Origin of the sequence: Pseudoalteromonas sp. A25, from assembly GCF_009176705.1 — a bacterium.
Classification (GTDB): domain Bacteria; phylum Pseudomonadota; class Gammaproteobacteria; order Enterobacterales; family Alteromonadaceae; genus Pseudoalteromonas.
Map to the genome: position 1 here is coordinate 1,569,409 of NZ_AP021846.1, position 13,160 is coordinate 1,582,568.

Genomic DNA, 13,160 nt, shown 5'->3' on the forward strand with positions numbered 1-13,160 from the left:
TTTAATAGGGTTGCTGTAAGTCTTCGATATGCTTGCGTAATAGCCTTATTGAGCACTTTTTATAGGCAACTGTTGCTTTAGTGGAGTTGGGCAATGAGTGCAGGTAACGCCACTTACAGCTATCTTCAGCGTATTGCTCATGATAAACAATGCTTCTTTTAATGATTGGCATCAATTGCGTATTACCTGTTTGTTCTTTAATGATCTCGATATCGTGCAACAGCTTGTTTATCCAGCTTTGCTGGTGTCTGCGCAGCATATCGAGATTGCTGTCTAAACACTGGATATATGTTTTAGAGTCAATAGGGTGATAGCTCTCAAGTGAGGAGCAATCAGTCAGGGTTATCTCTGAAGCGTTTACTATTGCGCTAAATGGCAATAAGCAAACAAAAGAAACACTAGTTTTTGTCATATTTAAATTCAATTAAAAATCGGGCACCTGCATACTTAGAGATCCCTATCTCAATATTACCGTGGTAAGAATTAACTAAGTCTGACACAATCGCCATCCCGACGCCGTGACCAGCTTCGTACGTGTCCAAACGACTGCCTCTTTTTAACAATTCCGAACGCTGATATTCCGGGATCCCAGGACCGTCGTCTTCAACTTCTAGTTGAAGGGTTTTATTTTTATCAAAACGCACATTTATATCTACGCGCGTATTACACGCTTTACAGGCGTTATCGATAATGTTGCCTAAAATTTCCATCAAGTCGGTTTTATCACCTAAAAAAGCAATCTTGTCATCGCACTGCGAATTAAAAATTATCTCCTTTTCATGATAGACCTTTTTCATGGCATTTAAAATTGCGTCGAGTGTTGGTTTCACCCTTGTTTGCTTCTTCCAAGTGTCAGAAGCGCCTGTAGCCGCGCGTTTTAGCTGATGCTCAATCATTGCATTAATTCGATCAAGCTGCTCTTGTGCATCGCGGTCTTTTGCTAAATCACTTGATTTTAAAACAGCTAATGGAGTTTTTAGTGCATGTGCCAAGTCGCTTAACGAGGCACGATAACGCTCTTTTTGCCGCTTTTGAGAGTCGAGCAATAAGTTAAGATCAGATTTTATGGTCAGTAACTCTTTGGGGTAATTACCGGTAATTTTTTCTACTTTCCCAGCTTCAACTGCTTTTATCTCTTTATCTAATCTTTGTAGTGGTCGCGCACTCCAAATAAAACCAACAGCCATCAGCGCAGCGATGATAATGCCCATCACCAAGGTCCAGTTGATCAGCGTATTTCTAAATCCGGACATCAATTTTAGCAACGCTTTATTATCTTTAAGCATAATAAAGCGTGCTTGCTGCGAGTAGTCGGCGTTGCCCAAAATAACTGTTAGGCTTAATTGCCAAAATTGTCTTGTGCCATAATCTACCAGTTTGAACTCAGCAGCACCGGCTTGGTTTTCATCAAATACAGGTGAGATTGATAAGTTTACAGCTGATTCTGAATACCAAACTAGATCTTGTCCTTGATAGATTAAAGCGAAGGTATCTGAGTTTATGCGGTTCAACTCGGGCGCTAAAATAGTGCGGGGCATTTCTAACCCGTCTTCTAAAAACTCGACTTCGGAGATTAACGAATATAGGTGAGCTTCTAAGGTCTTTTCTGTCGCTTCAACGAGTGAAGCGTGATAGGCACGACCTATGGCAAAAAATAGCGCCGGAAGAGCAACCATAAGCACAAAAACAAGGATAAATCCTTGTCTTATTTTGAGGGATATTTCAGCTGCTTTTACCACTGGGTTTTAAACCTGTATCCTCTGCCACGTAATGTTTCGACCGGGTTTAAACATCCTTCAGGGTCAAGCTTTTTCCTTAGCCGTAATACGAAAACTTCAATAACATTCGAGTCAAGATCAAAGTCTTGGTCGTAAATATGCTCGGTTAACTCAGATTTAGAGATCACTTTTTGAGGGTTAACCATCATGTATTCAAGCACTTTGTATTCATATGCCGTTAGCGATAATTCTTGGCCATTGACCCAAACTTGTTGAGAACGAGTATGAATTTTAATTGGACCAATACTAATTTCGGGGTTCGCTTGTCCGGCACTGCGTCGGATAAGGGCATTACAGCGGGCTATCAGCTCTTCAACATGAAAAGGTTTCGTTAGGTAATCATCTGCACCCGCATCTAGGCCTTCTACTTTATCTTGCCATCGATCTCGCGCAGTTAAAATCAGGATCGGAATTTTAACTCCAGCAGCTCGGGCCTTTTGGATAAGCTCTATGCCATCGAGTTTTGGCAAACCTAAATCGATTACTGCCATATCTAATGGATACTCAGTAATATGAAATAGTCCTGATTCTCCATCATGGCATAGATCAACACTGTATTTTTCTTTTTCTAACGCACTGCGTAGGTTTTCAGCCAGTTGTATATCGTCTTCGATTACTAAAATTCGCATTTTTAATCCTTTGTAACAGTTCCGGTTTTCTTATCAACACGGATGTCAATAACACGGCCGTCGGTTTGTAAAATGCGAACTACGAAACTGTCATTTTGTTCAGTTATCTTCAGAGTGCGCCCTTGATACTGAGTTAGAGCCAGTTCAATCGCTTGTTTTTTATTGATATTTTCCCCATCTTCGGCTGCACTAGCTATGTGAGTGCAAGATAGACAGGCAAACATGATTAAACAAACTGACAATCGCATTTTACTAAGCTCCACGGTTTGGATTGCTTAACTTCTTTGGCGGATCTTACGATAGGCGTAATTAACCAAAACTGAATTTAAGGAAGTACTTTCTTATATGGCTTAACAACACTGTTTAGATATACACCTGCTTCAATATAAGGGTCAGCGTCAGCCCAAGCTTTGGCGTCTTCTAAAGATGCAAACTGTGCAATAACAAGCGAGCCTGTAAAACCGGCTTGCCCTGGGTCTTCACTGTCAATGGCAGGGAGCGGGCCTGCGGCAAATAAACGACTTTGCTCTTTTAGCTCGGTTAATCGGGCAAGGTGGGCCGGGCGTGTGGCAAGGCGTTTTTCTAGAGAGTTTTCAACATCAGTAGAGTAAATCATGTAAAGCATAGGAAAGGGCTCGATATTAAAACAAAATTAGCGGCTATATTAGTCTGCTTTACTCTTGATTGTAAATCCTCACGGGGATTTGTTGTCAGCTTTGTCTTTAAAGACTTGAAAAGCCCACGCCAAGGCTGGTAGAGTCGCTCGGATATTTATAAAAAATAATAATAAGGTTTTCCACATGAGTGCAAATCGTGAGCATTTTAGCTCTCGACTGGGTTTTATACTTGCCGCTGCCGGTTCGGCGGTTGGTATAGGTAACTTGGTCGGTTTTCCTGTTTCAGCAACAAAAAATGGCGGTGGCGCGTTTTTGATAGTGTATGCCTTATTTGTTGCGTTTATTTGTTTACCAGTAATGATGGCGGAAATGGCCATGGGTAGAAAGGCGCAAAAAGACCCATATGGCGCGTATAAAACCCTTTCAGGTGGAGACAAGCGTTGGTCAATAGCCGGTGCGTTAGCCGTTCTCACGCCATTTATGATAGCGGTATTTTATATGGTTATTACGGTGTGGATTTTTGGCTATTTAGCGCAAACTGCCATGGGTAATTTAGACGCATTAGCAAATCCGGCTCACTTCGGGCAGTTTATTAATCAAAGCAGCGTATTTTGGTACATGTTATTGGTCGGTGTGATCGTTAATTTGATTTTGGTCGGCGGTGTAAAAGAGGGGATTGAGAAAGCTGCAAAGTTTTTAATGCCGTCGTTGTTTGTACTACTCATTGGTTTAGTTGCATATGTTTTAACTCTAGATAATGCTATGGCGGGGGTGCGTTACTACATCATTCCTGACTTTTCAAAGATGGATGCCAGTGTGCTTAACGGCGCGTTATCTCAAGCTTTCTTCTCTTTGTCTTTAGGCATGGGGATTTTGATGACATATGCGTCATATATCTCTAAAAAAGACGATATTGTAGGTGGTGCAAAGATGGTTGCGATCACCGACTCTTTAGTTGCGTTTATCGCCGGTCTTATGGTGTTACCTGCTATTTTCAGTTTTAATCCAGCAACAAATACTGACGAGTTGTCTGATTCTTCAGTATCGATGATCTTTGAGTTCCTACCTAAGATACTGCTAGCGCTTCAGAGTGATATAGGCTACGTAGGGGCATCTATCGTGGCGTTTATATTCTTCTTGTTGGTATTTTTTGCGGCGATCACCTCGTTAGTATCCATAGTTGAAGTTCCTACTTCGGCATTGATGGAAGAAAAGTGTATTAGCCGTAAAAAGGCACTGCTTATTTTGGCTGCATCGACAGGCTTGTTGACTGTGTTATGTACAATGTCATTTGGCATGGTTGATTGGCTTACTAAGTTTGTGAGCTATGGTGGCGCAGATAAGAGTTTATTTGATTTGGTGTACGATGTTTTTTATGACACTATTTTGCCATTAAATGGTTTGATGGTTTGTTTATTTGTCATTTATCGTTGGAAAAAATCAAATCTAAATGCAGAGCTAGAACAAGGCTGTGATAAGTACAAAGGAAGCTTTGGCGAGAAGTACGTGAACTTTTCTTTGTCTACATTTATCCCAGTGGTGTTGGCGGTGATTTTTATTAACACGGTCGCGACTAAGTTTTTTGCCTTTAGTATATTTGGTTTCTAAATATATGTTTTAATTAATAAACGCCGAGCTTTGCCTCGGCGTTTTGCTAAAAAGTCATACCTGAATCTAAATACTCCCCCAACCCTAATGTAAATATCCATAGCCCCCATAAACTGTGCTCAAGTACACACACCATTAAAGAGCGGCTGTGAGCATAGGTATAAGAAAAAAGTAAGCCCCCGGCAAATGACAATGCAATTGCTACCCAGTTATCGTAAACGCAATGTGCCAAGGCGAATACAGCGGCACTAAGAACAATCCGCACACTTTTTTTAGGCAGGATGCGTTTGTAACGGTGAAAAAAATAACTTCTAAAAATAAGCTCTTGAGGCAATACAGAGAGTATGGGGTAGGCGATGAGTAAGTACAGCCACTGCGTGGTTGAATTAAGGGGCAGAGCAAACCAGTTTTCTTGGTTAAATAGCCCATATAACATCGCTGAGAACAACGCTCCTGCTAAAAAAGTGGTGAATAGACGACGTTTAATGGTAGAAAACTGGCCTAAACTCGTGAGCCGAAAGCGTTTAAAATGAGGGTCACTCAGTAGCAGAAAGCTGCAAATGATCATCAAGGTTATTAATGCTGGGAACAGCCAATTTGAGAGATGATCACGAAAAATATATGCCAAGGTTGGCAAACAAAAAAAGATTAAGATCAGTTCACACCAGCGGTATTGACTCGCGTTCAAGGGCATACTCTTTGCTGCTTCGTTTAAAAAAACTATAGCAGCAAAAATGCCCTTAAAAGTGACATTATTTAGACAGTATGGTGCGTAGGTGAATTTATTAACGATTTTATGATTTTTGCGTTAATCATCATTGGGTAGATATTTATAAATTCTCGCCATGGTTGCTAAAATCGCTGTAAATGTTATCCCCATCAAGCCAAACACCTTAAAGTTTACCCATGTATCTAACGAAAAGTTGTATGCAACGTATAGGTTGAGTACAGCAATAAACGCCAATAAAGCTGTCCACATAATGTTGAGCTGCTCACATACCGATTTAGGTATCGAGAAGTTGAATTCCGCGCCTTTACCTTGCTCCTTTTCATTGACTGATTTAAGTAGGCCTAGCAATGCGGCTTCTACCAGATTCTTTTTATAAAAGTAACGAGAGACAATTAAAGACAGTGACAATAATGCATATATCACAGTGGCTTTGAACATAATAAAGTGTTCATCTTGGAATAAAATTGTCATTCCACCTAAAACGAGAGCGATGGCAAAGAAGACCCAGTGTCTCTTGGCAATTTTACCATTGTGAAAGAAATGATATACAAGCTGGATAGCTGAAGACGCGATTAAAATGCCTGTAGCCCAATAAATATCGACAAATTTGTAGACGGCAAAAAATAAGATCAGTGGAAGGTATTCAAGCAATGTGGCCATTAAGCGCACCGAGTAAGTTAGAATAGCTCGGTTGTACCAAGAACCTGCATGAAGTTCAATATTGACATTATGCAGCTAAGCCCCTAGCCTCAGCGGCTTTTATGTTTATGTAGCTAAGTTTGCTGCATTATTAAGCAATCCAGAATGAGAGAAGTATGAACAAATCTGAATTGATAACGGCCATGTCATCACACAGTGCACTAACTAAAAAAGAGTCACAAGCCGCGTTAAACGCATTGTTAGCGGTTATCAAAAAGCGTTTATCTGAAGGGGACCACATGCCAATCTCTGGGCTAGGCACTTTTGCTTTGAGTTATCACCCAGCTAAAGCAGGGCGCAACCCTAAAACAGGAGAGACGATTTTAATTGAAGGGGCAAATAAAGTGCAGTTTAAAGCCGCTAAGGCGCTCAAAAACGCCTTAGCGTAAGTACAATTAGCGCAGTGTTGCTGCTTTCATTGTGCGAACAAACTGTTCGAGCTCTTTGAGCATTGAATTTGGGTTGTCCAAGTTCTGCTCAATAATTTTTACCACGGCAGAGCCACTGATAGCCCCAGCTGCTCCAGAGTCTAATGCGGCTTTCACATGTTCTGCAGTGGATATCCCAAAGCCCAGTAATGTAGGTGCTGCATGATACTCTTTAAGTTTAGTGATCATTGAATCTGCAGGCATTTGAGCGGTTGTTTCTGTGCCTGTTACCCCAGCTCGTGAGAGGAGGTAGGTGTAGCCACGGCCATAGCTTGCACACTCTCTCAATGTGTCATCACTGGCATTAGGCGTTGCGATAAAAATAGGTTCAATCGCTACGTTTTGCGCGGCGCGACGAAACAGTTTTGACTCATGTAATGGGACATCAGCAACCAAAATAGAGTCTACACCAACCTCTTTTGCTTGTTGATAAAATGCATCGATGCCTTTGGCAAAAACAAGGTTAGAGTACAGCAATAAGCCGATAGGAATGTCATTATTGTACTGGCGTACTTGCTTAATGATATTAAAGCAGTCTTGTGTATTGATATGCTGCTCAAGTGCTCGAATGTTGGCAGCTTGGATAACAGGGCCATCGGCAATGGGATCGGAAAACGGAATACCTAGCTCCAGCGCATCTGCGCCACCATCAATCAAGCTTTTTATGATCTCTAAGCTTAACTCTTTATTTGGGTCGCCAATGGTAACAAATGGTACAAACGCGCCTTGTTGTTGCTCAGCCAAGGCATTAAATGTTTGGGCATAGCGGCTCATTAAAGCTCTCCTCGCTCGTTTAAAACTTGATGTACATGGGTTAAGTCCTTGTCGCCACGCCCACTTAGGTTGACCACAATAATGGTTTCGTCACTTTGTTGCTCAGCATATTTGAGCGCATAAGCTAGGGCATGGCTAGATTCAAGCGCAGGAATAATACCTTCATTTTTTGCTAAAGATTGAAACGCGTTTAAAGCTTCTGTATCTGTGATAGCAACATATTGCGCGCGACCACTTTCATGCAAGAAAGCATGTTGTGGGCCAACGGCAGGATAATCTAGACCTGCAGAGACAGAGTATGACTCTTCAATTTGTCCGTCGCTATTTTGCATTATGTAGGTGTAAGCGCCGTGCAATATACCTTTGCTACCTTTACAAAGTGCTGCGCCATGCTCTTGCGTATCCAAGCCTTTACCCGCGGGCTCAATGCCAACAAGCTTAACGCTTGGTTCATCTATGAAATCGCTGAACATACCAATGGCGTTTGAACCGCCACCCACACAGGCCATAACCACATCGGGTAGACGACCTTCAGCTTCTAATACTTGCTGTTTTGCTTCTTCGCCAATCATTTTTTGGAATTCACGGACAACCGTTGGGAATGGGTGGGGGCCAGCGGCAGTGCCCAGCAGATAGTGGGCTGTTTTGTAATTTGCAGACCAGTCGCGCATTGCCTCGTTTACCGCATCTTTTAGTGTGCCAGAACCCGCTGTAACAGGGATCACCTCAGCGCCCATCAAACGCATTCTAAACACATTGGGTTGTTGGCGTTCAACGTCTTTTGCACCCATATAAACACGACACTTTAAACCCAATAAAGCGCATGCTAATGCTGTGGCAACACCGTGCTGACCAGCACCGGTCTCTGCAATGACTTCGTTTTTGCCCATGCGTTTAGTGAGTAACGCTTGTCCTAGTACTTGGTTAGTTTTGTGTGCACCACCGTGCAGCAAGTCTTCACGTTTTAGGTAGAGTTTTACCTTGGGGTTTTTTACTAAGTTACGCGTTAAGGTTAAAGGCGTTGGACGACCTGCGTATTCGTTTAGTAGTTTTTGAAACTCCCCTAAAAACTCTGGGTCTTTTTGTGCTTTGTTAAACTCTTGCTCAAGCTGCTTGAGCGCAGGGACCAGTAACTCAGGAACAAACATGCCCCCAAAGTCACCAAAATATGCTGCGTTGTTCATTTCCACCTCAATAATTTCTAATGTTTGTAAAAGCGTGCTGAATTTTGTCATGACACTTTTTACCGGGGCTAAGTTCAACCCCTGAATTTAAATCTAACCCTTGTGCACCCATTTGCGCGGCCGCCGTTACGTTATCTGGGTTAAGTCCGCCTGCAAGCATAAAGCTATTGGCTGCTTGCTCAGACAATAACTGCCAATCGAATGACTGACCTGTGCCACCGAAGCCTGCGTCGTTTTTGGTGTCGTATAGGTGTTTATCAACCCCTTTTACTGGCTGGGGCAGAGCATCGGTGACGCCTTGTGCCTTCCAGATCTGACAGTTAACGGGCAATTGATTTCTTAAACTGGCAATGTAAGCTTCACTTTCTTGGCCGTGTAATTGTACGGCACTGAGTTTTAGCGTTTGCGCATATTCAGCTACTAACTCTTCTTCGGCGTTAACAAATACGCCCACATAGCTAAGTGGTGCGCTATCTATAATGGCTTTGGCACAGTCTAAATCAACGTAACGCTGCGACTTAGGGTAAAAAATTAAGCCTCCATAGAGTGCACCAGCTTGATAAGCCGCTTGTGCATCTTGGCAGCGAGTTAGCCCGCATACTTTGTTTTCACCCAAAATGAGCTTACGACAAGCTGCGTCTAGGTTTTGCTCTGCCATTAGTGAGCTGCCTACTAAAAAGCCACTGCATAACGGCGCGAGTCGTTTTACATCTTGATGGGTATAAATGCCAGACTCTGAAATCACAACTTTATCATTGGGAATTAACGTGCGAAGTCGCTCGGTTGTGGCCAAGTCGGTACTTAAATCTCTGAGGTTACGGTTATTAATACCAATAATTTGCGCGTTTAGTTTAAGGGCGCGTGCAACTTCAGGCTCATTACTTACTTCCGTTAACACGGCCATATTTAACGACTTTGCAATGCTTGCTAAAGCAATGTATTGCTGATCATCAAGGACCGAAAGCATAAGTAAAATCGCATCACCACCGTTTAGGCGAGCCAAGTAAACTTGGTATTCATCGATAAAAAAGTCTTTACAGATCAGCGGTTGTTCAACTTTTTTCCGCACATAGCTTAAGTAGTCATAGCTTCCTTGAAAATACTTTTCGTCAGTTAGCACACTGATACAGCTGGCATAGCGCTTGTAAACACTGCTGATCTCATCAAGATCAAAATGGGCTCTGATCAACCCTTTAGATGGAGAGGCCTTTTTACACTCTAAAATAAATTGCGTGCCCGGTTTTGCCAATGCCCCATAAAAGTCACGGGTTGTTGGCTGCACTTTATCTATGAACGATGCCAGTGGCATGCTTGCTTTGCGTTGTTGCAGCTCTATTTGTTTATCAGCGACAATTTTGTCGAGCACATTAGCCATGATTACTTACCTCTACGATCTGTGCTAGTTTTTCATACGCAATGCCCGAACTAAGCAGTTCAAGTACGTGCTGCGTGGCAGCTTTAAAGTTATCTGCTTTTTGTTCCATTACCAGTAATGCGGCAACATTTGCTGCTATTGCAGCGTTGTGAGCCGCATTGCCTTGGCCTTTTAAAATATTGATACTGGCTTGAGCATTATACTCTGGCGTATCTCCGGCTATGTCGGCAAGCGAATAGTTTTCAAGACCAAAGTCTTGCGCGTTGAGCGTGTAGTGTGTCAGCTCGCCGTGGTTAAGCTCAGTCACTAAGGTTTCACCATGTAAGGCAATTTCGTCGGTTCCTGCACCATGCACCACCATTGCACGTTCAGTACCTAGCGCTTTTAAGGTTTCAGCCAGAGGCGTGCAAAGCTGCGGATCATATACGCCAAGCAGTTGTGTCTGAGGTGCAGCAGGGTTTGCAAGTGGGCCAAGAATATTAAAAATCGTGCGTGTTTTTAAAGTGGTTCTAACTGGCATGGCATGTTTTGTACCTTGGTGATAGTTAGGTGCAAATAAAAATGTAAAACCAGTTTGAGCTAAACATCGGCTGGCAGCATCGCCGCTCATATTTAGGTTGATGCCCAGTGCTTTAAGTAAATCCGCTGAGCCCGATTTACTCGATACACTGCGATTACCGTGCTTGACCACATTTAGACCACATGCGGCACCGACAATCGCTGCTGTGGTACTCACATTGATGGTATTAGCACCATCGCCCCCGGTGCCACAGCTATCTACACAGCGCAGACCTTGCGTATCAAAAGGCTGTGCGTTGCTGCGCATGGCATTGGCAGCTCCGGCAATCTCTTGCGCCGTTTCACCTTTTATTTTCAAGGCTACCAGCACTGCTGTTAGCTCAATGTCGTTAAGTTGCCCTAGCATAATGTCGTTAAATAGGGCACTGCTTTGTGCAAAATCGAGAGACTGCTGTGCGAGTAAAGCATTGATACTGTCCATGGTAACTCCTAACGCGTTAAATAGTTGATGCTTTGCTGCAATAGTTGCGCACCATCTGGGGTTAAAATTGATTCAGGGTGAAATTGGTAGCCCAATACTCGGTCTTCGTGATGATAGATTGCCATTGGTATATCTTGGTATCGAGCAATAACTTTGAGAGACTTAGGAACCTTGGTCGCCATTAAAGAGTGGTAACGTGCAACGGGCATTTGTTCACCTAGTCCTGCAAACACCGGATGCTCGTCAATCTCAATAATAGATGCTTTACCATGAACGGTTTCTCCTGCGTGACCAATTGTGCCGCCGTAGCTTTGGGTGAGCGCTTGTTGGCCTAGGCAGATCCCAAGCATTGGAAACTTACCTTTGCACAGCTCAATAAGCTCCAATAAGCAGCCTGCTTGAGCTGGGTTACCTGGCCCTGGAGAGAGCACTAAAACAACCGTTTGCTGCTCTTGTAACATTTTGTCAAAAATGCGCCGTGCACTGAGGTGGTTACGATAAACCACCATATCCAGACCTAATAGTGTTAACTCATCAACCAAGTTGTAGCTAAAGGAGTCAAAATTATCTAAAAAGTAGACTTTTGTTTTAGGTGTCATCTCTTGGCTCCTTGATAAGTAGATTGCACCGCTTTAATTACAGCTTGTGCTTTTGCACGTGTTTCATCGGCTTCAGCCTGTGGTACGGAGTCATACACTACGCCCGCACCGGCTTGCACATACGCTGTTCCATCTTTAACAAACGCTGAGCGAATAACGATGCAAGAGTCCATTGCGCCATCGCCGGTAAGGTAGCCGACCGCTCCGCCATAGCTGCCGCGTCGTTGTTTTTCTACTTGGCGCACAAGCTGAGCTGCTTTTACTTTAGGTGCGCCGACTAAGGTACCCATATTCATACAAGCTTGGTAAGCGTGCAGGGCATCTAAATCAGGTTTTAATTGGCCTACAACGCGCGAGACTAAATGCATCACTTGCGAATAGCGGTCAACTTTCAATAACTCTTTAGCATGGCGTGTACCGGCAACGCTTATACGCGCGATATCATTGCGAGCAAGGTCGACTAGCATAAGGTGTTCAGCACGTTCTTTTTGGTCGTTTCTAAGCTCTAGTTCAATGCGGCTATCCAGATCTGGGTTTATTTTGCCATCGGCAAATTTTCCGCGTGGACGAGTACCTGCAATGGGATAAATTTCTACTTGATTGCTATCAGTACAGTATTTCAATGCAGATTCAGGTGACGCGCCAAACAGCACAAAGTCTTGGTCCTGCATGTAAAACATATATGGGCTTGGGTTTTGTTGTTTTAGTTGTTGATAAGCGGCAAGAGGCTGCGCGCATGGTAGTGAGAAAGTGCGTGAAGGTACAACTTGGAAAATATCGCCATCTATAATGTTTTGCTTTAGCATTGAAACTTGTTCACAAAAAGTCTCGTCATCGATATTAACGTTTACAGCAGCATTGCCTGAGTTGGGGGCAGCTAAATAGGGCGTTAGACTATCGCAGCGCGTATTCAGTTGCTCCAATTGTTTGCCCACTTCAAAGCAATTTGCATGTACATCTGGGCCGTTAAATACGTTGCCAATAAGCTCTGTGGTTTGTGCTTGGTGGTCAATTAGCACTAAAGTTTCAGCGAGATAAAATACATAGTCTGGGCAACTGTTGTCGCCATTAGGCACCTCTTCTAAGCGTTCAAAGTTAGCCACCATGTCATAAGCAAACACGCCACCTAAAAAGACGGAAAAAGGAGTGTCTGAGTTACGCTTGATACTATTAATGCACGTACGCAGTGCGCTAAACGCATTATCTGCTTTAAGTTTACTAAACTCATCAAGCTCTTCATCAATGCCTTGATAAGTGAGCGTTAATGTATCTTCCTCAAGTGTTGTGTGACAGCTCTTTACTTGAGATTGTAAAAAGCTAAGCAGCTGCTGGCCATTATTAGATAGTGCTTTAACGGTAACATCTTTACCTGCACATTCAATACGTAGCGCTGCGTCGGCTAAAATAATGCTTTTTACATTATCTTTAGAGTCAATTTCAGCAGACTCCAACAATAGCGAGTTGTTTTTTTCCAGCGCCGCATATAACGACAAGGGACTACTTATGTAATCACGTCGTTGCCTTATGCTGGTCACTTCACCTGGTGTGGTTGTTATGTGACTAAAAATCAAACCTCATTCCCCTATAAAATAAAAAACCCCACAAGCTGTTTAGGCTTAGCGGGGTTGTTAATTAGTTACAACAATGCCGTCCCGCTAAGCCAGGCACCACCACCAAGAAGTTGTAGATACATTGTTGAACATTGTTTTTTCCTAAAATTTAGATATAAAAAAACCCGC

15 protein-coding genes are annotated in these 13,160 nt (G+C 43.0%); 2 read left to right on the forward strand and 13 right to left on the reverse strand.

Annotated elements, in window-relative coordinates:
* Position 1: 1 nt before the first annotated feature.
* From GDK41_RS06665 to GDK41_RS06685, 5 genes are all read right to left on the reverse strand, one after another.
* Positions 2-412, reverse strand: a complete 411-nt coding sequence (locus GDK41_RS06665; RefSeq protein ID WP_152085673.1) for a hypothetical protein — start codon at positions 410-412, stop codon at positions 2-4.
* Positions 399-1,676 (reverse strand): ATP-binding protein, encoded by a 1,278-nt coding sequence (locus GDK41_RS06670; RefSeq protein ID WP_152087533.1) that lies wholly within the window; start codon positions 1,674-1,676, stop codon positions 399-401. The genes GDK41_RS06665 and GDK41_RS06670 overlap by 14 nt, the downstream gene beginning before the upstream one ends.
* 56 nt (positions 1,677-1,732) lie before the next feature.
* Positions 1,733-2,407, reverse strand: coding sequence for a response regulator transcription factor (locus GDK41_RS06675; RefSeq protein ID WP_152085674.1), 675 nt, complete (start codon positions 2,405-2,407; stop codon positions 1,733-1,735).
* A gap of 2 nt (positions 2,408-2,409) precedes the next feature.
* Positions 2,410-2,655 (reverse strand): PepSY domain-containing protein, encoded by a 246-nt coding sequence (locus tag GDK41_RS06680; RefSeq protein ID WP_152085675.1) that lies wholly within the window; start codon positions 2,653-2,655, stop codon positions 2,410-2,412.
* Between the two features lie 77 nt (positions 2,656-2,732).
* Positions 2,733-3,032, reverse strand: coding sequence for a YciI family protein (locus GDK41_RS06685; RefSeq protein WP_152085676.1), 300 nt, complete (start codon positions 3,030-3,032; stop codon positions 2,733-2,735).
* Positions 3,033-3,207: 175 nt separating this feature from the next.
* On the opposite strand from GDK41_RS06685, the gene GDK41_RS06690 reads away from it, so the two are divergent.
* Entirely contained in the window at positions 3,208-4,632 is a 1,425-nt protein-coding gene (locus tag GDK41_RS06690; protein WP_152085677.1) for a sodium-dependent transporter, read from the forward strand.
* A gap of 46 nt (positions 4,633-4,678) precedes the next feature.
* Here the strand turns inward: GDK41_RS06690 and GDK41_RS06695 are convergent, their stop codons facing one another.
* Both GDK41_RS06695 and GDK41_RS06700 read right to left on the reverse strand, forming a co-directional pair.
* Entirely contained in the window at positions 4,679-5,320 is a 642-nt protein-coding gene (locus GDK41_RS06695) for a CPBP family intramembrane glutamic endopeptidase (protein WP_152087534.1), read from the reverse strand.
* 120 nt (positions 5,321-5,440) lie between these two features.
* Entirely contained in the window at positions 5,441-6,022 is a 582-nt protein-coding gene (locus GDK41_RS06700; protein ID WP_152085678.1) for an inner membrane-spanning protein YciB, read from the reverse strand.
* A 155-nt stretch (positions 6,023-6,177) separates the two neighbouring features.
* On the opposite strand from GDK41_RS06700, the gene GDK41_RS06705 reads away from it, so the two are divergent.
* On the forward strand, positions 6,178-6,450 hold the full coding sequence (locus tag GDK41_RS06705) for an HU family DNA-binding protein (RefSeq protein ID WP_152085679.1): 273 nt from the start codon (positions 6,178-6,180) through the stop codon (positions 6,448-6,450).
* 6 nt (positions 6,451-6,456) lie between these two features.
* On the opposite strand, the gene trpA is transcribed toward GDK41_RS06705, so the two are convergent.
* The 6 genes from trpA to GDK41_RS06735 are packed head-to-tail and all read right to left on the reverse strand — an operon-like array spanning position 6,457 to position 12,992.
* Positions 6,457-7,263, reverse strand: a complete 807-nt coding sequence (trpA, locus tag GDK41_RS06710) for a tryptophan synthase subunit alpha (protein WP_152085680.1) — start codon at positions 7,261-7,263, stop codon at positions 6,457-6,459.
* Complete coding sequence (trpB, locus tag GDK41_RS06715; RefSeq protein ID WP_152087535.1) at positions 7,263-8,447, reverse strand: tryptophan synthase subunit beta; 1,185 nt, start codon at positions 8,445-8,447, stop codon at positions 7,263-7,265. Before trpB ends, trpA begins: the two co-directional genes overlap by 1 nt.
* Positions 8,448-8,454: 7 nt before the next feature.
* The gene (gene trpCF, locus GDK41_RS06720; protein ID WP_152085681.1) at positions 8,455-9,822 is read right to left on the reverse strand and encodes a bifunctional indole-3-glycerol-phosphate synthase TrpC/phosphoribosylanthranilate isomerase TrpF; all 1,368 of its coding nucleotides are present in this window, start codon (positions 9,820-9,822) and stop codon (positions 8,455-8,457) included.
* Entirely contained in the window at positions 9,815-10,822 is a 1,008-nt protein-coding gene (gene trpD / locus GDK41_RS06725) for an anthranilate phosphoribosyltransferase (RefSeq protein WP_152085682.1), read from the reverse strand. Before trpD ends, trpCF begins: the two co-directional genes overlap by 8 nt.
* Positions 10,823-10,830: 8 nt before the next feature.
* Complete coding sequence (locus GDK41_RS06730; protein ID WP_152085683.1) at positions 10,831-11,421, reverse strand: aminodeoxychorismate/anthranilate synthase component II; 591 nt, start codon at positions 11,419-11,421, stop codon at positions 10,831-10,833.
* Complete coding sequence (locus GDK41_RS06735) at positions 11,418-12,992, reverse strand: anthranilate synthase component 1 (protein ID WP_152085684.1); 1,575 nt, start codon at positions 12,990-12,992, stop codon at positions 11,418-11,420. The genes GDK41_RS06730 and GDK41_RS06735 overlap by 4 nt, the downstream gene beginning before the upstream one ends.
* Positions 12,993-13,160: the final 168 nt, after the last annotated feature.

Bases quoted from the DNA above. Each gene is read 5' to 3' on its own strand.
- GDK41_RS06665 (WP_152085673.1), bottom strand. From the start codon at position 412: ATGACAAAAACTAGTGTTTCTTTTGTTTGCTTATTGCCATTTAGCGCA.
- GDK41_RS06670 (WP_152087533.1), bottom strand. From the start codon at position 1,676: ATGGTTGCTCTTCCGGCGCTATTTTTTGCCATAGGTCGTGCCTATCAC.
- GDK41_RS06675 (WP_152085674.1), bottom strand. From the start codon at position 2,407: ATGCGAATTTTAGTAATCGAAGACGATATACAACTGGCTGAAAACCTA.
- GDK41_RS06680 (WP_152085675.1), bottom strand. From the start codon at position 2,655: ATGCGATTGTCAGTTTGTTTAATCATGTTTGCCTGTCTATCTTGCACT.
- GDK41_RS06685 (WP_152085676.1), bottom strand. From the start codon at position 3,032: ATGCTTTACATGATTTACTCTACTGATGTTGAAAACTCTCTAGAAAAA.
- GDK41_RS06690 (WP_152085677.1), top strand. From the start codon at position 3,208: ATGAGTGCAAATCGTGAGCATTTTAGCTCTCGACTGGGTTTTATACTT.
- GDK41_RS06700 (WP_152085678.1), bottom strand. From the start codon at position 6,022: ATGGCCACATTGCTTGAATACCTTCCACTGATCTTATTTTTTGCCGTC.
- GDK41_RS06705 (WP_152085679.1), top strand. From the start codon at position 6,178: ATGAACAAATCTGAATTGATAACGGCCATGTCATCACACAGTGCACTA.
- trpA (WP_152085680.1), bottom strand. From the start codon at position 7,263: ATGAGCCGCTATGCCCAAACATTTAATGCCTTGGCTGAGCAACAACAA.
- trpB (WP_152087535.1), bottom strand. From the start codon at position 8,447: ATGAACAACGCAGCATATTTTGGTGACTTTGGGGGCATGTTTGTTCCT.
- trpCF (WP_152085681.1), bottom strand. From the start codon at position 9,822: ATGGCTAATGTGCTCGACAAAATTGTCGCTGATAAACAAATAGAGCTG.
- trpD (WP_152085682.1), bottom strand. From the start codon at position 10,822: ATGGACAGTATCAATGCTTTACTCGCACAGCAGTCTCTCGATTTTGCA.
- GDK41_RS06730 (WP_152085683.1), bottom strand. From the start codon at position 11,421: ATGACACCTAAAACAAAAGTCTACTTTTTAGATAATTTTGACTCCTTT.